Annotated in this window: 17 protein-coding genes; 2 read left to right on the plus strand and 15 right to left on the minus strand. The window is 47.2% G+C overall.

Annotated features, from left to right (window positions below; genetic code table 11):
• Positions 1–67: 67 nt before the first annotated feature.
• Entirely contained in the window at positions 68–1102 is a 1035-nt protein-coding gene (locus tag OCV99_RS06770) for an ABC transporter substrate-binding protein (RefSeq protein WP_158369347.1), read from the minus strand.
• A gap of 279 nt (positions 1103–1381) precedes the next feature.
• On the opposite strand from OCV99_RS06770, the gene OCV99_RS06775 reads away from it, so the two are divergent.
• The gene (locus OCV99_RS06775; protein WP_158369348.1) at positions 1382–1738 is read left to right on the plus strand and encodes a hypothetical protein; all 357 of its coding nucleotides are present in this window, start codon (positions 1382–1384) and stop codon (positions 1736–1738) included.
• Positions 1739–1801: 63 nt separating this feature from the next.
• On the opposite strand, the gene dnaB is transcribed toward OCV99_RS06775, so the two are convergent.
• The 12 genes from dnaB to OCV99_RS06835 all read right to left on the minus strand — a co-directional run bounded on the left by dnaB (position 1802) and on the right by OCV99_RS06835 (position 12520).
• Entirely contained in the window at positions 1802–3136 is a 1335-nt protein-coding gene (dnaB, locus tag OCV99_RS06780; protein ID WP_158369419.1) for a replicative DNA helicase, read from the minus strand.
• A gap of 12 nt (positions 3137–3148) precedes the next feature.
• Positions 3149–3598, minus strand: coding sequence for a 50S ribosomal protein L9 (gene rplI, locus OCV99_RS06785; RefSeq protein ID WP_158369349.1), 450 nt, complete (start codon positions 3596–3598; stop codon positions 3149–3151).
• Positions 3599–3603: 5 nt separating this feature from the next.
• A complete protein-coding gene (locus OCV99_RS06790) occupies positions 3604–5658 on the minus strand; it encodes a DHH family phosphoesterase (RefSeq protein WP_158369350.1) in 2055 nt (684 codons plus the stop codon).
• 66 nt (positions 5659–5724) lie between these two features.
• Positions 5725–6738 carry a UDP-glucose 4-epimerase GalE gene (gene galE, locus OCV99_RS06795; protein ID WP_158369351.1) on the minus strand — a complete coding sequence of 338 codons (1014 nt, stop codon included), beginning with the start codon at positions 6736–6738 and terminating at the stop codon, positions 5725–5727.
• A 25-nt stretch (positions 6739–6763) separates the two neighbouring features.
• The gene (locus OCV99_RS06800) at positions 6764–7684 is read right to left on the minus strand and encodes a nucleotidyltransferase family protein (protein WP_158369352.1); all 921 of its coding nucleotides are present in this window, start codon (positions 7682–7684) and stop codon (positions 6764–6766) included.
• Between the two features lie 19 nt (positions 7685–7703).
• On the minus strand, positions 7704–8879 hold the full coding sequence (locus OCV99_RS06805; RefSeq protein WP_158369353.1) for an acetylornithine/succinylornithine family transaminase: 1176 nt from the start codon (positions 8877–8879) through the stop codon (positions 7704–7706).
• 108 nt (positions 8880–8987) lie between these two features.
• Positions 8988–9254, minus strand: a complete 267-nt coding sequence (gene rpsR / locus OCV99_RS06810; RefSeq protein ID WP_101695879.1) for a 30S ribosomal protein S18 — start codon at positions 9252–9254, stop codon at positions 8988–8990.
• A gap of 36 nt (positions 9255–9290) precedes the next feature.
• Entirely contained in the window at positions 9291–9731 is a 441-nt protein-coding gene (locus OCV99_RS06815; RefSeq protein ID WP_158369354.1) for a single-stranded DNA-binding protein, read from the minus strand.
• Positions 9732–9748: 17 nt separating this feature from the next.
• Positions 9749–10036: a 30S ribosomal protein S6 gene (gene rpsF / locus OCV99_RS06820; protein WP_158369355.1), complete on the minus strand. Its 288-nt coding sequence runs from the start codon at positions 10034–10036 to the stop codon at positions 9749–9751.
• A 137-nt stretch (positions 10037–10173) separates the two neighbouring features.
• Positions 10174–10359 (minus strand): DUF951 domain-containing protein, encoded by a 186-nt coding sequence (locus OCV99_RS06825; protein ID WP_158369356.1) that lies wholly within the window; start codon positions 10357–10359, stop codon positions 10174–10176.
• Positions 10360–10381: 22 nt separating this feature from the next.
• The gene (gene srtB, locus OCV99_RS06830; protein WP_317247905.1) at positions 10382–11203 is read right to left on the minus strand and encodes a class B sortase; all 822 of its coding nucleotides are present in this window, start codon (positions 11201–11203) and stop codon (positions 10382–10384) included.
• A gap of 18 nt (positions 11204–11221) precedes the next feature.
• Positions 11222–12520 carry an L-cysteine desulfidase family protein gene (locus tag OCV99_RS06835; RefSeq protein WP_158369358.1) on the minus strand — a complete coding sequence of 433 codons (1299 nt, stop codon included), beginning with the start codon at positions 12518–12520 and terminating at the stop codon, positions 11222–11224.
• 213 nt (positions 12521–12733) lie between these two features.
• On the opposite strand from OCV99_RS06835, the gene OCV99_RS06840 reads away from it, so the two are divergent.
• Positions 12734–13129, plus strand: a complete 396-nt coding sequence (locus OCV99_RS06840) for a zinc ribbon domain-containing protein (RefSeq protein WP_158369359.1) — start codon at positions 12734–12736, stop codon at positions 13127–13129.
• A 35-nt stretch (positions 13130–13164) separates the two neighbouring features.
• Here the strand turns inward: OCV99_RS06840 and OCV99_RS06845 are convergent, their stop codons facing one another.
• Both OCV99_RS06845 and OCV99_RS06850 read right to left on the minus strand, forming a co-directional pair.
• Positions 13165–16098, minus strand: a complete 2934-nt coding sequence (locus tag OCV99_RS06845) for a LamG-like jellyroll fold domain-containing protein (RefSeq protein ID WP_158369360.1) — start codon at positions 16096–16098, stop codon at positions 13165–13167.
• Positions 16099–16134: 36 nt separating this feature from the next.
• The gene (locus OCV99_RS06850) at positions 16135–18201 is read right to left on the minus strand and encodes an S-layer homology domain-containing protein (protein WP_158369361.1); all 2067 of its coding nucleotides are present in this window, start codon (positions 18199–18201) and stop codon (positions 16135–16137) included.
• Positions 18202–18208: the final 7 nt, after the last annotated feature.

The following is an 18208-nucleotide window of genomic DNA, read 5'->3' on the forward strand; positions in this document are numbered from 1 at the left end:
ACGCTGCGCCGCGCTTGTTTCATAATCTTAAAAAACTAAGTACTGTATATTACCTGTCGTAATATAATTAGATACCATACTGGTCAACGTCTTCCTGTGTAATTGTGGTAGCGTCGAATCCTTTCTCTTCCATAATGATAGTCTTCTCTGCAACTTCGTCGCCAGCTTCAAGAGTATTGATTACTTCCTCGATATAAGAAGCCTGGAATGGGTTACACTGTCCATCGTAGTTCCAGTTACCAGCAAGCAGTTCTTCAAGAGCCCACTTGTTGCAGTCAAATCCCATAACGATTACATCGCCATCAACACCATGAGACATATTAGCTTTGTCAAGAGCTGCTACAGCACCCTTAGCCATATCGTCGTTCTCTGCATAGATTACGTTGAAGGACTGTCCTGCATCGATAACAGACTGAACGATCTGCTGAGCTTTCTCTGCATTCCACTCTGCTGTCTGCTGTGTTACGATATTCCAGTTGTCCGTAGAATCAACCTTGTCCTGAAGAGCTCCTGTACGTCCCTGCTGAGCAGCTGATCCCATAACACCCTGAATGTGGATGATGTTGTACTCATCAAGTCCCTGGCTGTCTAACCAATCAACAGCTGTCTGTCCTTCTTTGTCCATATCGGAAACGATAGAAGCTGCATAAAGGCTTTCGTCAGCATCGATTGTACGGTCAAACAGGATTACCTGGATACCAGCATCTGCTGCATCCTGAAGTACAGAATCCCAACCAGCTGTATCTGCTGCGGAAAGAAGAAGATAATCTACACCATCCTGAATGAACTTCTGTGCAGCTGTGATCTGCTCGTCATTCTTCAGGCTGTATGCGAAGGATGCGTCATATCCGTTCTCTTCTGTAAATGTCTCTTTCAAATCCTTGTCGTTAGCTGTACGATATCCGGACTCATTCGGGTCGTTGTTGATGATACCAACTTTGATAAGGTCACCATTATCATCTGCCGGTTCTTCCTCATCACCTGTAGTATCTTCTGTCTGAGCTGAATCGTCAGAAGCTGAATCATCACTGCTTCCGCATCCAACTGCCATTGTTGCTACCATAGCTGTGCAAAGAAGCACGCTTACGAGTTTTCTTTTCATGGTTAAAACCCTCCCTAATATATTTTTTCTTGCCGAGGCCGACTTGTCCTCGGTTACTTGAATAAAGTTTATATTATTTTGAGTTTTTCGGCAAGAAAAAAATTTTGGTGAAAGGTATAATTTTTTACGTTTTTTATTTTTATACATTTTTTTGTTTGATTTTTTATGAAAAAAGTTAGTTTTCTTACGTTTTTAATTATCTCGACACCTTTCTACGATTTTTTTCAGCCGGACATGCTATGCTGGCTCCACACTCAATAATTAAGGGGGTATGATTTTATGGGAAACGCACTGAACGCATTAAGCAGCGCTACAAAAGAGGATACTAAACTCTATAACTGTATCAAAGAACTGTACGAGCAGGGAGTTCCCTTCAGCGACCTGAAGGCGCTGATTCCTGATATGAAGCGCACCCGGGAACAATTACAGATAAAAAGAATGTTAGAAAATAATAATGAAGTCCTGGTATCCATGCTGAGCAAAGAAATGGGATTCCTCTTAGACGCCAGGGAACGGGCGCAGGAGGAGCAATTCCGGAAACTGGATCAGCTCATACGCCAGCAGCAAAACTACCGGAAAGAATTTGCCAGGCCTGCTGCAGCAAAGCGGCTGAAGAAACTTCTCTTTCAATCATAACAAAGCGGACAAGTCCGCCTTGAACTTCCTATATCATAAAAAGATTGCGCCTTGTGCGCAATCTTATATCTGCAAATTTGCGAACTTGGTATAATCCGGCAGCCACGCCAGGTTCACCGTCCCAATCGGGCCATTCCTCTGCTTCGCAATAATAATCTCCGCCTGGTTCGGCGTATCTGTGTCCTTATTATAATAATCATCGCGGTATATAAACATTACCACGTCCGCGTCCTGCTCTATGGCGCCGGACTCACGCAGATCTGACAGCATAGGCCTGTGCTCCGGCCGCTGTTCTACTGCACGGCTAAGCTGCGACAGAGCAATCACCGGCACATTCAGCTCCCTCGCCAGACCTTTTAAAGCTCTTGAAATATCAGAAATCTCCTGCTGTCTGGAGTCTGAACGTCGGCCCACGCTCCCTGACATCAACTGCAGATAGTCAATGATAATCAGATCCAGGTGATGCTCCAGCTTGTACTTCCGACATTTGGATCGCATCTCAGAAATAGAGATCCCCGGCGTATCATCAATAATCAAATTGGACTTTCCGATAATTCCGGCGCTCTCAATCAGCTTCTCCCAATCCGAATCCTTCAGATTCCCGGTACGCAGAGCCTGGGAATCCACCTGGGATTCCAGCGAAAAGAGACGGTTCACCAACTGTTCCTTCGACATCTCAAGGCTGAAGATTGCCACTGTCTTCTTACTTTTAAATGCTACATGCTGCGCAATATTCAGCACAAACGCCGTCTTTCCCATAGAGGGTCTCGCCGCCACCAAAATCAGATCTGACGGCTGCAGTCCGGACAATTTATAATCAAGATCCAAAAATCCGGTAGGTATCCCCGTAACCGTGCCCTTGCTCTTTGACGCCTTCTCTATCTTCTCCAGCGCATGCAGCACGACTTCCTTAATCGGGACATAGTCTCCGCTGCTTCTGCTCTGCACAAGCTCAAACACCCGTTTCTCCGTCGTCTCCAGAATCGATTCCAGCGGTTCATTTCCCACATAACAGATATTGGCAATCTCTTCATTCAATTTAATCAGCTTTCTTAAAACCGCCTTCTCCTTCACAATTTCAGCATAATACTTCACATTCGCAGAAGTAGGAACCGCTGCAATCAAATCTCTCGCAAAAGAAAGACTGGAAATCTCTTCCGGCACATCCTTCTCCTTCAGCCTCTCCTGCAGTGTAATCAGATCCACCGGCTTTCCTTCGTTAAATAACTCTGTCATAGAATCGAAGATTGTTCCGTATGAAGTTTGATAAAAATCCTTGCCGCTTATGATCTCGGATGCCGTCATAACAGCATCCTTGTCCATCAGCATAGCCCCCACTACGGATTGCTCCGCTTCTATACTATGGGGCAGTACTCGCTTAATGAGCGCTTCCTCCACATTCATTTCCTCCTAGGCTTCTTCTTTCACAACAACTTTCAGTTCTGCCGTCACCTTCGCATGCAGTTTCACCGGAACCATATGCGTTCCCAGCATCTTAATCTGCTCTTTCAACTGAATCTTCTTCTTGTCTATCGTAAGTCCCATCTGCTCTTCCACAGCCGATGCAATTTCCTTTGAAGACACAGAGCCGAATGCCTTTCCGCCTTCTCCGGTTTTTATAGACACTTCCACCTGCCCTGCCGCAAGCTTTCTGCCCAGTTCCTGGGCCGCCTCAAGATTTTCCTGTGCTTTCTTCTGTTCATTGGCTCTCTGAAGCTTCAGGTCATTCATATTTTTGCTGTTAGCTTCCACGCCCTTCTTTCCTTTTAAGAGGAAATTTCTGGCATACCCATCGCTTACATCCACAACGTCTCCTTTTTTGCCAAGAGACTTTATGTCTTCCATTAAAATTACTTTCATAGCTATTATATGTCTCCTTTCTCGATCATCATATCCAGCGTCCGCTTCACTTCTCTGACCCCTCTGTCCAGATCCGTATAATCAAACTGTGCCCCCGAAGCATTCATATGACCGCCTCCGCCCAGTTTTTCCATAATAATCTGCACGTTCACCTCATCAATGGATCTTGCACTGACATAGACTCTTCCATTATATACCGTCAATACGAAAGATGCTTTAATCCCTTCAATATCCAAAAGCTCGTTGGCTGCCTGCGCTCCGACGATGGTAGGGCTCTCCACATTCAGATGTTCGCCCTTCGCAATGGCGAATTCCTTCCGGTACACCTCTGCCCGGCTGATAATCTCCGCCTTCGCCCGGTAACTGTCCATATTGTCCCGTAGGAGCTTGCGCACATAAGAAATATCCGTTCCGCAGCGGCGTAAGAATGCCGCAGCTTCAAAGGTACGGACTCCTGCACGATTCATAAAATTGTTCGTATCTATCATAATTCCGGCGTACAGACAATTCGCTTCTATGACCGGAATCTTAATATCATCCACAATATACTGCAGTACCTCCGACACCATTTCACACGCCGAAGACGCATAAGGCTCAATATAAGACAGTAAAGCATTGTCAATATTATCACTGCTCTGCCTGTGGTGATCCAGAACGACAATCGTCTTCGTCCTTCCCAGAAGCTCTTCACATTCCGTCATCTTAGGCCGGTTCGTATCTACTACTACTACCATGGAATTGCCATCCACCATCTCTTTCGCCTCTGCCGATGTTACAAACAAGTCGTCAGGATACTTAGAATTCTTCATGAATTCTTCATACAGCGGCCGGACCGACACGGATATATCATTAATGACAATGTGCGCCTTCTTCTGAAGTGCCGCGGCTGCACGGTAGATACCGATACTTGCGCCAAAAGAATCCACATCCGTCATCTTATGCCCCATTACAAAAATATTGTCCTTCACCATCATGAATTCCCGCAGCGCCTCCGCCTTCACGCGCGCCTTCACACGGGTATTCTTAGCCGTCTGTTCCCTCTTACCACCATAATAGGTAATCCCGTGGCAGTCCTTAATCACCGCCTGGTCTCCTCCCCGGGCAAGTGCAAGATCAATCGCAGCGCGGGCATAGTTATAGCTCTGGGCATAGGTATCCTTGCTTAATCCCCAGCCAATACTGAGCGTCGCAGGAATCCCATTTCCGATATTGACAGACTTCACATCCTCCAGCAGAGAAAACCTGTCTTCTTCCATCTGCTTAAAATAATGCTTCTTCACAACGATAAAATATTTATCCGGCTCCATCTTCTTGACAATTCCGTCAAGCCTCGCAACATACTGGTTAATCTTACGTTCAATCAACGCCAGCAGAAGGCTCTGGCGAACCTCCTCCACCGTATTGATAACTTCATCATAGTTGTCAATATAAATCAGCCCGGCAACCAAACGCTGCTCTTCATTTTCCTTAATATAAACATTCAGTTCCGTCACATCCTGCAGATAGACCGCAATAAAATACTCCTTCTCCTCAGGAAGCTGCAGGAGCTGTTCCGTATCGCTGAAGCCTTCTACCGACACTCTGCGAAGCTCAGCACGGTACTCCCGGTCCTCATAATATACCTCCATTGTCACCGTCTGCGCCTCATCCTTCGGGAAAATGCTCCGGTTCAGCTCCGGTACATATTTACTCAGGTGTGCGCCCTTCTTAAATCTGCCGCCAATAATCTTCTCAAACTGATCGTTCATCCAGAGCAGCCTGCCGTCATCCAGCAAAATCGCGTAGGGCACTGCCAGCTCCTTCAAAAGCGTATTCTGCACAATCCCATACTGTGCGGCAAATTCCACCAAATCCTTTAATATCAGGGATTTATTATAGAAATACAGGATACCGACCACCACCATGTAGACCAGCACGAAAATCAACATAATCGTTCCCGCCCTCCGGTCCGTCCGGTATATCCAAACAGTCATTGCAATCAAAACCACTATCATGACTGCCGGCCACTGCATATATAATCTCAGCTGCCCTTTTAATCGTACATTCGGTTTTTCTTTCATAGCCTGTCCCTCAAAATTTAAAAACTGCACATCGTATTATAACATCTTTTCGTTTAAATGAAAAGCTTAGTTATATCCGTTTGGATTCTGAGACTGCCACCTCCAGGTGTCCCTGCACATCTCATCCAGGCCTCTCTTTGCCTTCCATCCGAGTACTCTGGCCGCTTTCGTCGGATCTGCGTAGCACATATCAATGTCCCCCGCCCTTCTCGGCTTAATCTCGTAAGGAATTTCTTTCCCGCATGCCTTAGAAAAGGCTTTCACCATATCCAGCACCGAGTACCCGGTACCGGTTCCCAGGTTGATAATATCCAGCCCCGGATTGGTGAAAATGTATTTAATCGCCTTCACGTGCCCGTCCGCAAGGTCCACCACATGGATATAGTCTCTCACGCCCGTTCCGTCCGGCGTATGGTAATCATTTCCAAATACCCCCAGTTTCTCTAGCTTCCCGACAGCAACCTGTGAGATATAAGGCATCAGATTATTGGGGATTCCCTTTGGATCCTCTCCGATTCTTCCACTCTCGTGAGCACCCACCGGGTTAAAATAACGCAGAAGAATGACGTTCCATTCCGGATGCGCCTTCTGTAAGTCTGTCATAATCTGCTCCATCATGGATTTCGTCCAGCCATAAGGATTGGTACACTGTCCCTTCGGGCAGTCTTCCGTAATCGGCATCACTTCCGGGCTGCCGTAAACGGTAGCGGAAGAACTGAACACAATGTTCTTAACTCCCATTTTCTCCATCACGCCAAGAAGCGTCAGTGTCCCCGTAATATTATTCTGATAATATTCCAACGGGTTCTGCACAGACTCGCCTACCGCCTTAAGCGCCGCACAGTGGATGACCGCCTCGACCTCTTCTGCAGCAAACAGCTTCTCCAGGCTCGCCGCGTCCAGAACATCTCCCTCGTAGAACCGGATGGTTTTCCCCGTCAGTTCCTCGACTCTGCGGATGGATTCCCTGGAAGAATTGCAGAGATTGTCGTAGATTACCACCTCGTACCCTTCCTTCAAAAGCTCCAGCGCCGTATGGCTTCCGATGTAGCCTGCGCCTCCTGTAATTAAAATAGCCATGATTCATACCTCCTGCTTTTATTCATTATTCCCACAGATGTACCGGATATTTCCCGGTTTCTTTCATTTCCCGGATCGCAGCCACTACCACCGGCTTATCCTCTTTGTAGGTCACGCCGTACCATTTATCCGCAGACTTCAGCACGGCTACCGCCGCCCTGTCTGTCTCCACCAGACGGCTCACCACCGCCGGAAGGAAATATTCACACTTCATAGGATTCGTTTTCAGTCCTTCTTCCAAAAATGCCGGGAAGCCTTCCCGAATCTCCTTCAGTATGCTTGCCGTAAATCCCCACATATTCATGGAAACCACCGAATCTGCCGGAACAGACTGCCAGGTTGCGCCATCATCCTCTGTAAATGCAATGCCGCCGTCACGCTTTTCAATCCTTGTGCGCTCCCGGATTGCAGTCAGTTCACCATTTTCATTCATACTGCAGATGCCGCGGGCCACATGCCCGTTATCTGTAACCGTATTGCCAAGCTGATAGCCTACCATGGTATAACGGTATTTCTCATCATCCCCATGAGAAGCAAGATAATCATAAATCAGACGGAACGCCTCCTGCCCATAATAATCGTCTGCGTTAATTACAGCGAACGGACCGTCCACTTCGTCTATACAGCTAAGGACTGCATGCGCCGTCCCCCAGGGCTTCACCCGTCCTTCCGGCACGGCAAACCCGTCGGGAATGTTAGAAAGTTCCTGATAGACATACGCAGTTTCCATATATTTTGCTATACGGTTGCCTACAGCCTCTTTGAAATCTGCTTCATTCTCCCTCTTGATAATAAAGACCACCTTCTCAAATCCGGCACGTCTGGCATCATACATGGAAAAATCCATGATAATATGTCCCTCATCATCTACCGGATCAATCTGCTTCAGCCCGCCGTAGCGGCTTCCCATTCCCGCCGCCATAATTACTAATACTGGTTTTTTCATCACTGTCCTCCGTGTTTCACTATTTTTCATCCAGAACTTTCTTAAGAACCGTAATTCCCTTATCTATCTCCTCATACGTAATGGTAAGCGGCGGCAGAAAACGAAGCCTTGTCTTCGCTGTCAGTACCAACAGTCCCTCCGCTGCGCATCTTCCGGCCACTTCGCCTGCCGTATAGCCTTCCGCCAGTTCTGCGCCCAGCATGAGTCCCATTCCGCTCACTTCCACTACCTGCGGAATTTCCAGCAGCTTCCTCCGCAGATATTCTGCTTTTTTCTTCACTTCATCCAGAAATTCCGGCTGCAATACCTTATCCAGCACATACCGCGCTCCTGCGCATGCTACCGGATTTCCGCCGAACGTAGAACCATGCTGGCCGTATCCCAACACTTCCTCCACCTTCTTTGACATTAAGATTCCGCCGATGGGCAGTCCTCCGCCCAGCCCTTTCGCAAGGGTCACCACATCCGGCTGCACGCCATACTGTTCATAGCAGAGGAAGGTTCCGGTACGGGAAATCCCTGTCTGGATTTCATCAATCACAAACACCAGATCCTTCTCCCGGCAGATTTTCTCAATTTCTTTCACGAATTTCTCAGGAACCGGAACAACACCGCCCTCTCCCTGGATCAATTCCAGCATAATACCGCACACACTGTCATCCAGCGCCGCATACAGCCCGTCAATGTCTCCCGCATCCACATAGCGGAATCCTTCCGTCAGCGGCAGAAAATACTGGTGGAACACTTCCTGTCCGGTTGCCGCCAGCGTGGTAATGGTTCTTCCATGGAAAGAATTATTCAGCGTAATCACCGTACTACATTTCTCCCCGTGTTTCTCCATTCCGTACTTTCTTGCAATCTTGAGCGCGCACTCATTCGCCTCTGCTCCTGAATTTCCAAAGAATACTTTCGAAAATCCTGTATACTCACAGAGCTTCTGCGCCACGTCTCCATCCGGCTGCGAATAATACAAATTGGAAATATGCTGCAGCGTATGAGCCTGCTCTGACACTGCATCTGCCCAGCCTTGATCCGCAAAGCCCAGACTGTTCACTCCGATACCGCTGGTAAAATCTATATATTCCTTTTCCTCCGCATCATAGCCCGTGGTGCCCTTGCCACGTATGATGGAGACCGGAAAACGGTTATATGTATGACAGATATATTTTTTATCTTTTTCCTGAATCTTGTCCATTCTCTTCTCCTCCTTTTCATGCGTCTATTATAGTACGTTCCGCCTTTTATTACAATGGTAAAAAAGACCGTCGATGCGCCGACGGTCTTTTTCTTCCATTATCTTCTATTAATCCTGAACATATGGCATTAACGCAATATGTCTCGCTCTCTTGATTGCTACGGTAAGAGCTCTCTGATGCTTTGCACAGTTTCCTGTGATTCTTCTCGGAAGGATCTTTCCTCTTTCAGAGATATATTTTCTTAATTTCGCTACATCCTTGTAATCGATTTCGTTATTCTCTTTCCCACAGAATACACATACTTTTTTTCTTCTGCGTCCGCCGCCTCTTCTCTTGAAGCCGCCTTCCGGACGATTTCCTTTATCGTAAGCCATGATGCTTTACCTCCTATCCTATTTCTAATGAAACTCTTAACTAAACGGCAGCTCCTCATCAATTCCATCCGGAATATTCATGAAACCGTCTCCTGCCGGTGCACTTGGCGCCGGAGCCGGAGCCGCCTGATAGCCGCCTGCATTAGCGTCGCTTGCAGCTTTGCTCTCTGCAAATTCCTGTTCTTCTACAACAACCTCTGTCGTATAGACCTTCACGCCATCCTTATTCGTATAGCTTCCCGTCTGGATGCGTCCGCTGATTGTAACGCGGAGTCCCTGATGGTAATATTTCTCTGCGTGCTCCGCCTGTCTGCCAAAAGCGACACACGGAATAAAATCTGCGGTTGCTTCTCCGTCTCTTCTAAAACGCCGGTCTACTGCTAACGTATATCTGGCAATCGCCAGTGGAGTCGCTCCCTGTGAATATCTCACTTCCGGGTCTCTTGTCAGGCGTCCCATCAAAATAACTTTATTCATTCTTCTACCTCACTGTCTTATGCTTCCTGTTTCACGCATAAATATCTGAGTACGTTGTCCATAATGCGAATTCTCTTCTCAACTTCGCCCGGAACTGTAGCGTCAGATTCGAAGTGGACGAAGTAATAATATGCTTCTCTCATTTTCTGAATCTCGTAAGCCAATCTCTTCTTACCCCATTCATCAACGTCTGTCACATTGCCGCCGAAACGGGTAACTAATGCCTTTACCTTTTCGATCACCTGCGCTCTTTCGTCATCTTCGATCTTTGCATTGACTACAACAGCTAACTCATACTTATTCATGTAGTTTGCACCTCCTTCTGGTCTTTTGGCTCCCGGATGTATCTGGGAACAAGGATATCCGTCCCTTTACCGGGACAAACATATCATATCACGATTTAAAATAATAACATAGTTTTTCATCTTCCGCAAGCACTTTTTTACTTTTTACGCAGCCCCTTCGTATTTTTTTCCACCAGCTTCCTGGAAATCATAATCTGATGGCCGCACCCCATACATTTCATCCTGAAATCTGCTCCCACGCGGAGAATCTCCCATTCCTGGCTGCCGCAGGGATGCTTCTTTTTCATTTTCACAACATCGCCCACTTCATATATATATGCCATACCAAATCTCCTTCCAAATTGTCTATTCTATGATTTCTTCCGACTCTTTCACACCTCTTACCACAAACCGGTCTTCGTTGCTGTCTTTCGTGCAGGTGGAAAGTGTCACAATCTGATCCCCCACATCCGGCATAATCCCCGTGTCATACGCCGCAACATCCCGGGTCATATTAAGAAACTCCTGATATTCCTCATCCGAAGCAAATTCTGTCAGGTACGTATCTGAGGTGTCCTTCACCACTCCTGCCGAATAAATGTGATACACAATCTCTCTGCCGTCCGGCGTATAGATGTAAAAATAAGGATTTGCCTCCCAGAAAGATTTATCTTCATACCTGGCAAGGTCATGAAACATAGAATTGTCTTTCATCCGGTGTCCGTAAATAATGGTATTTCTGTCATTAAAATCCGACTGGTTATATACATTCACAAAAATAGCTCCCACCGTATTATCATTTGCGGAAAATGTTTTATTCAGATAAAGACTATTGTCCTCCCCCTGAACCAGCGGATAGTTAATCTGAGCCGGTTCCGGGTAAAACCGCAGCCACCCTACCGTATCTGGATTTATTTTCAAAAGTTCCTCAAAATTCACGCGGAACCTGCCGTCTTCTCCGTCGTTTTCCCCGTCTTCTCCTTCTTCTGTGTCCTCATTCGTCAGCGCAAGCTTCCGGATATAGTCATACTCTGACTGCCCTTCCTGATATCCCTTAAATATCCGGAACAGTTGAAATGCCGAAACACAGAACACAATCACTGCCACAATCAGTATGATTGTGCTGAATATCCCGCCTTTCTTCCTGCGCCGCCGTCTTCCTCTGTGGTGCCGTTTTTTTTCAGCCATTTCCATCCCTTCCTGTCCTTATTTATTCTGCATAATCTTTACAATTGTCTCTTCTGTTTTCACCATTCCCGGCGATGCAATCAGTCCCATGTTGCGCATGGTTTCCTCCGGTGTCTTCCCATTGATGCCATGTATACTATCAATACAAACGCCATTCTGCGCCATGTCCACGGCGCGGAACGCCGCGTCCACTGCCACAATTCCTTTCATGGCGCACCCCTGGTTACCGCCGTCGCAGATCATCCCCGTAAGCCCGGATGCCATATTACGGATAACCATGGCAATCTGTTCTTCCGAAGCTTTCCGCAGGTAAGCCAGACCACACGCCATCCCTGTGCCTGCCGCAATCCCGCATCCGCAGAATGCAGAAAGCTTGCCGGAATATTCCTTGATATACATGGTAATCAGATAGCTGAGCGCCGTCGCCCGCAGCAGGGCATCCTCCGTGACCTCCCCATAGTTCACCTCATACCAGGCAAACAGCGGCATGGAAGCAATAATTCCGTGCGCTCCGCTCCCGGTAATGCTCATTGCCGGACGGGAAAGTCCCAGCACTCTTGCCTCGATTGCCCCGTTGCACAGAAGCTGCGCCGTCCGCAAAGCATCTTTAGACACAATTTCATTTCCATTCTCCTTCAGGAGCATAGGACCTATGGTGGTCTTCTTTGACCGGATGCCTTCTTCCAGAAGCTCCATATTCATAGAAAACGCATTCCGGATAAAACTGATTTCCTGAACCGGCACATTTGCCACATATTCCAGAATCTGCGCCAATGTATATCTGTGAATGACAGCCCCATCCTCCTGACCATCTTCTCCTTCGGCCCGTGCATGCGTTTTGCATGCCGTCTCCTTTTGAAAAACGATTTCGCCATTTTTCTCAATCTTCTGTACATCAGTGTGGCCGCCGCTGATGCTGACCCTGCAGCAATCTCTGTCTGTTCTCACCTCGGCGTCAATGGTAATTTCCGAGCCCATGTGATCCAGTCTCACATCTATCCGGCCTTCCTCTACCATCTGTTTCGCTTTCTTATTATCTTCCTCTGTGATACTTCCTAATGATTCCAGCCCCCGATTTGCATCTGCTGCCACTGCTCCCAGCGCCGCCGCATACAGATTGCCGTACTCCGATGAATTGGGAATCCCACAAGTGAATGCGTTCTTATACATGCCGGAGTTCAACGCCACTTTAACAGATGCCACTTCTCCCTCCGTGCGCTCCCTTGCCAGCGCCACCGCGAACGCAATCGCTCCCGGCTCCGTAACTCCAAGTGCCGGCCGCATATCTTCTTTGATTAATCTCGTAAGCTCCCGCATACCATCTCCCCTTTCTCTGCAGCGCCCTCCACAAATTCCTGAATTATCCTTGTATTACGCTTCATTTACTAAGTGTATCACATCTTTGGATTTTTTTATATATTTTTAATTGTAAGTTTATTGACTTTATCCGTGGATACGATATGATTCTTTTATACACGGGAAGCATTCCCGGCATATTAGACAGAATTTTTTAATAGAAAGGTGATTCGATTGAGAGAGAAATTAACACGCTTTATGATGGGACGTTACGGACTGGACTCTTTCGGGCAATGCACGCTGATTACAGCGGTTATCCTGATGCTTCTGTCCTCTTTTACAAGGAGCGAAATTTTATCGCTTCTGGCATGGGCGCTTATTTTTTACACATACTTCCGCATTTTCTCGCGGAACATTTACAAACGGTCGGCGGAAAACCAGACGTATCTTACCAAAACCTATAAACTCCGCTGCTGGTTCGCAAAGACAAAGAACCAGCTTGCCCAGCGCAAGACCCACCACATCTACCGCTGCCCTTCCTGCAAGCAGAAGATACGCATCCCAAGAGGCAAAGGCAAGATTGAGATACGGTGTCCCAAATGCAATACCACATTCATAAAAAGAAGTTAAAAAAGATTGCGCACGAGGCGCAATCTTTTTTCATTTTATTTCTCGAACTTCTCCATGAACCGCTCAATAATGATTGCACATTCTGCACGGCTCGTGCTGCCCTGCGGGTCGAGACGGTAACTTCCGTCTTCACTCTCTTTACCGCTGATAATCTCGTTCTCTACCGCCCACTTCATGGCAGTTTCTGCGAATCCGCTTACCTTATCCGCATCGGAAAATCTTCCAAGGTCTGCAGTCTTTGACGTATCGTATTTCTTATAATCCGCATAACGGTACATCATAACCACCATCTGCTCACGGGTAATCGGATCGTTCGTTCCAAAGTATCCGGAGTCTGTATATCCAGTAATAACCTTCACATTAGCCGCCCAAAGAACTGCCGTTGAATAAAACTGTCCATCCGGCACATCCGGGAATCTGTTTGTATACGCTGCATCCGGCTTCCCTTCCATTCTGTGAAGAATGGTTGCAAACTGCGCACGCGGCAGGATTTCATATGGTGAGAAATGCGTAGGATCTGTACCCGTCATGGTTTTCTCAACATAATTGTAAGCTACTTCGTCATAGAACCAGTCGCCCTTCGCAACATCCAGATAAGGAAGCTCCACTGTCGGTTCCGGGTCAGGATCCGGTGTTGGGTCAGGATCCGGTGTTGGGTCGGGATCCGGCTTGGTCTCTGCCTTCAGTCCGTCAATTGCTTTCTGCAGCGCTTCCACCGCCGTGTCTACTTCTTCATTAGACTTTGCGGTTTCCAGCACGCCCTGCGCTTCTGTGATTGCCGTCTTAAGAGCCGCATAACTCTCTTCCGTATAGCCCTCCGCCTCAATAGCAGAAGCTTCTTCTATTTTCTCTTTCAATGGGTAAGTATCAACATACGTCCCATCACCGTACGCTCTCTGCAGCGCGCTGTATTCCTTCTCCGTAATCGGCATTACATAGCCATGGCGGTATTTTACACCATTCGGGAAAGAATACTCTGACTCCTCCAGCATCCGGAACTCGCCGGACCCAAGATCTGTGGTAATCAGCGGATAATATCCCTGTCCTCTTGCAAAACGGTCAACCATAAGACACCACTGATCTTTGCCATCCGCCGTCTTCTCATTCATCTTGAAGATAATAGGACCTTCCACGGCTCCCTGTGCTGCCGGAAGCGCAGAAGACAGAGTCGAGGATGCGACATCCGTATACTCGCCCAAAACGGCATCCGACTTATCAATCATAATGGTACCATTTGACTCATTCTTCGTATAACGATAGTAGGTTCCATCATGGTAAATCATGGTGGAGTCAATCACTTTTACCGGATAACCATTTGCCTGCATCTCGCCTGCGTGATACAGCTTCGCATCGGTAAATGTACGGAAATCGCGAGTCTTGCTGTAATAGATTGCATGATTTTCATAATTCTGTGCAATCTCGCCTGCGTCGTTCAGCTTAATGCTTGTCGCAGACCAGTATACGATAAACTCACCCGTCTTATCATCATAAATGAATTCCGGTGCCCACGTACATCCCGCATTCTCCGGCGCAATCTCTGCAAGCCACGGCTCGCTCCAATTCACAAGATCGTCAGACTCCCATACAACAATACTGTGGCTTCCATTAGAGCCTGCCTCTGCCCAGGTAGCACTGGTTCCATTGGTGGCAATACTTAAATCCGTTGCGATCATATAGTACTTGTCGCCTTCCGGCGTCCTTGCAATATAATGATCTCTCAGTCCGCTCTCGCCAATCGTACTGGTTAAAACTGCCTCATTCTTATTCAAGTCCTTCCAGTTCAATCCATCTGTACTGATAGAGAAATAGGTCTGTTCCTTTGTAACATTCTCCTCTGTCCCCGTAAAGCGAACGAACAGATAACCAACGTAATCATCTTCCGTAACCTCTTCTGCCTTAGCCTTAACGGTTACATCATAATTCTTTGTCACATCTTCCTCGCCGTCCTTAGAAAAGGTTGCCGTCAGTGTGACTTTGGTATCTTCATCCTGTCTGGTAACTACACCTGCCGGTGTGTCATCATAGCCGGCATTCTCTTTAACCTTTGTGCTAATCACTTTCTCATCGGAAGATTTCCATGCAATCTTCACACCGTCCTTTTCTGAAGGAAGTGTGATGTTTCCTTTGATACTGTCCGCATTCGGAATAGAAAACTTCTCCGCAACATAATGCAAATCACTCATTGCCGCTTCACGTTCTGCAGCTTCCTGCTCCGTTACTGACTTAACCTCTGCGGCCGTCAGGGCACGGTCATACACTTTCACATTGTCAAAGTATCCGCGGAAATATTTATCCGCAGTGTAGAAAGATCTGCCAAGATAAGCCTTCAGGTTTGTTCCCAGATCCGACAGCTTAATGCCTGTCGCCTCATTTTCAGCAAGCAGCTCGCCATCCTGATACAGCGCAATGGATGTAGGCGTGATAACCATCTTCACATTAATCCACCTTCTGCTGTTGTTAGGATGTATGAAGGATGTACTGGCTGTCTTCTCATTCGACCAGCTTCCGGTAGTAATCGCCAGCTTCATGGTAGTCGGATGTGTCTTCAAAAACAGATATTTCTGGCTGTCCTGGCCTACCGTAAAAGTAAAATAATTACCGGTTCTTGTCACTTCATTAACATCCATAGAAACCGTCAGGGAATCCTTGCCGTCAAAAAAGCCCTCGGGGAACGCAAGGAAACTATTGCTTCCGCCAAGATCGGTTCCTCCGTCCAGATACAGAACCTGTCCATAATCCGCATCTTCCACATAGACCGCTCCGTCTGATAAGACTGCATCATTGCTGCCTGCACTGTCCTTTGCCTTGCCCGTTTCAAATGTCTCGTCAAAATTATATTCCAGAATCGGCTGAATCTCAGATTCCGCCGCCCGGCTGACTGAAGCTCCAAGTCCCGTGACTCCCGTTCCGCCTGCAGCAATTGCAGCCGCCGCCAGGAGCGCCACGCTCTTTTTCATCATTTTCATCATGATTCATTTCTCCTCATTCTCATTTCGCCGTCACGCCTACTCTTCAAACTTCTCCAGGAACCGCATAATGATAGTTGCACATTCCGCACGGTTTGCGCTGCCCTGTGGATCAAGGCGTACGGTACCATCTTCATTCTCTTTACCGGAAATAATTCCGTTTCCTACTGCCCACTTCATAGCTTCCTGCGCAAAGGTATTCACCTTGTCCGCATCCTGATAACCGCTGATGTCAGCAGGCTGCTCAGAAGCATACCCCTTGTAATTCACATAACGGTACATCATCACTGCCATCTGCTCCCGGTTGATATAATCTGCCGGTCCAAAAAGCCCTGTACTATCATATCCCTTTACCACTTGCGTCTCTGCCGCCCAGAGAATTGCATTGGTAAACCATTCTCCTTTCGGCACATCCGGAAATACCGCTTTATACTCTACCGGCGGCTTGTCGTTCATTCTGTAAAGGATCGTAGCGAACTGCGCACGTGCCAGAGGGTCTGCCGGTCCAAAAGTGGTTTCATTCAGCCCGGTCATAATGCCTCTTTCATAGACACCGGACACATATGCATAGTACCATCCGTCAACCGACGTGTCCGCATAAGGAAGTTCTTTACACCAGCATGCTGTAAATACATAATTCTCAAAATATCCGTCATACGCCCGCTCCGTTGTACTCTCATATCCGCCGGATACGTCGCTTCTCTTCCATCCCAGGAAAACATATCCTTCCTTACTTGGAGCAGCCAGCGTAACCGGATCTTCTCCCGCACGGTAGGACGCCGGATTGCCCGGCGCATTCGTTCCGCCGTCCAGCTGATAAGTGATCTGGTAGGTATTTCCCAGATAAAACTCTATCTGATCTGCGCTTACCTTAAACCGTTCTGCCAACTCTTCTCTGGTTGAATAATAGTCCATTGCTGCACTTCTCGGAACAATCCGGATCTTCGTTATACTCGTATTTTCAAATACACTGTCTTTCGGATTATCTGTTGTATCATATCCATCCCAGTAATAATTCGGATTCATATTCTCCGGAAAAGTAAGGGAAGTAAACTTGCAGGAATCAAACGCATACAGATAAATGCACTGGGTGTTGGCAGGCACATCATAATTACCCGCCCAGCTCTTTCCTGCAGGATATGTATAGAGATCATTATTCCACCACAGCACGCCGTCTTCGGAGTGAAACTCACCGTTAGGATCTGTAACATTGATTGCCGTTAAGTTCGGGCAGTTCAAAAATGCATCCTTATCATTCCAGGAAGACCCGGTAAGTCTCAAAGTAATGGCCGTAATTCCGCTGTTGGAATAATCGTCCTGAATTCCTGACACGGTTCCCGCATTTACCGGAATACAAAGTTTCGGACAATTGCGGGTAGACGTCACGATAATCTGCTCTATTGGCTTAGAACAATTCAAGGCAGACAATTCCGGCGCGTCCGACCAGCCGAATTTTTCAATGCTGTCCGGCAGGTTAATGGTAGTCAAATTCGTTCCGCCATAATCCCTTACTTCTGTAACACCATCGTAATAAGTAACTGTCTTTACACTATCGTAAACAGGCACGCCATAGTCATAGCTATTGGCATAAATGGTCTCAATTTTCGTGCACCCCTCAAAAGGATCCGTATAACTGTTCGGTCCGTCATATTCCGTATTATCCGGACAATAGATCGTAGTTAGATTTCCAAACTTGCTAAAAGCCTGATCCTCAATTGTAGTAACAGTATCCGGGAATTTAATCGTAGTAATCAGCTCCGGGGAGAAAATCCGAAATCCACTATAACCAACTCCTCCCACGCCAATAACCGTCCTTCCGTCCACCTGGGCAGGTATCTCCAGCACACCGTCGGAAGCCCAATCCAGCGTGTTGCTTCCCACGATTATAATCTCATCATCATCCCAAAGAACGCCTTCCCATTCGTAATTGTCACCACAATTAATCACGTCTTCTTCAAAATAAGCAGGTTGAATGGCTTCTTCCTGATTTTCTGTCTGTACTCCTTCCAAAGCTGCACCGGCGGCGGACAAATGTCCGCCGCACATTCCGGTCAGCATAAATATGGAAAGAATCGCTCCTGTGAATCTTTTCGCATTTTTTCTCATATACTAA

It is taken from the genome of Dorea acetigenes (assembly GCF_025567385.1).
In the GTDB taxonomy this organism is placed as follows: Bacteria; Bacillota; Clostridia; order Lachnospirales; family Lachnospiraceae; genus Claveliimonas; species Claveliimonas acetigenes.

Bases quoted from the DNA above. Each gene is read 5' to 3' on its own strand.
- OCV99_RS06770 (WP_158369347.1), bottom strand. From the start codon at position 1,102: ATGAAAAGAAAACTCGTAAGCGTGCTTCTTTGCACAGCTATGGTAGCA.
- OCV99_RS06775 (WP_158369348.1), top strand. From the start codon at position 1,382: ATGGGAAACGCACTGAACGCATTAAGCAGCGCTACAAAAGAGGATACT.
- rplI (WP_158369349.1), bottom strand. From the start codon at position 3,598: ATGAAAGTAATTTTAATGGAAGACATAAAGTCTCTTGGCAAAAAAGGA.
- OCV99_RS06790 (WP_158369350.1), bottom strand. From the start codon at position 5,658: ATGAAAGAAAAACCGAATGTACGATTAAAAGGGCAGCTGAGATTATAT.
- galE (WP_158369351.1), bottom strand. From the start codon at position 6,738: ATGGCTATTTTAATTACAGGAGGCGCAGGCTACATCGGAAGCCATACG.
- OCV99_RS06800 (WP_158369352.1), bottom strand. From the start codon at position 7,684: ATGAAAAAACCAGTATTAGTAATTATGGCGGCGGGAATGGGAAGCCGC.
- OCV99_RS06805 (WP_158369353.1), bottom strand. From the start codon at position 8,879: ATGGACAAGATTCAGGAAAAAGATAAAAAATATATCTGTCATACATAT.
- rpsR (WP_101695879.1), bottom strand. From the start codon at position 9,254: ATGGCTTACGATAAAGGAAATCGTCCGGAAGGCGGCTTCAAGAGAAGA.
- OCV99_RS06815 (WP_158369354.1), bottom strand. From the start codon at position 9,731: ATGAATAAAGTTATTTTGATGGGACGCCTGACAAGAGACCCGGAAGTG.
- rpsF (WP_158369355.1), bottom strand. From the start codon at position 10,036: ATGAATAAGTATGAGTTAGCTGTTGTAGTCAATGCAAAGATCGAAGAT.
- OCV99_RS06825 (WP_158369356.1), bottom strand. From the start codon at position 10,359: ATGGCATATATATATGAAGTGGGCGATGTTGTGAAAATGAAAAAGAAG.
- srtB (WP_317247905.1), bottom strand. From the start codon at position 11,203: ATGGCTGAAAAAAAACGGCACCACAGAGGAAGACGGCGGCGCAGGAAG.
- OCV99_RS06835 (WP_158369358.1), bottom strand. From the start codon at position 12,520: ATGCGGGAGCTTACGAGATTAATCAAAGAAGATATGCGGCCGGCACTT.
- OCV99_RS06845 (WP_158369360.1), bottom strand. From the start codon at position 16,098: ATGATGAAAATGATGAAAAAGAGCGTGGCGCTCCTGGCGGCGGCTGCA.
- OCV99_RS06850 (WP_158369361.1), bottom strand. From the start codon at position 18,201: ATGAGAAAAAATGCGAAAAGATTCACAGGAGCGATTCTTTCCATATTT.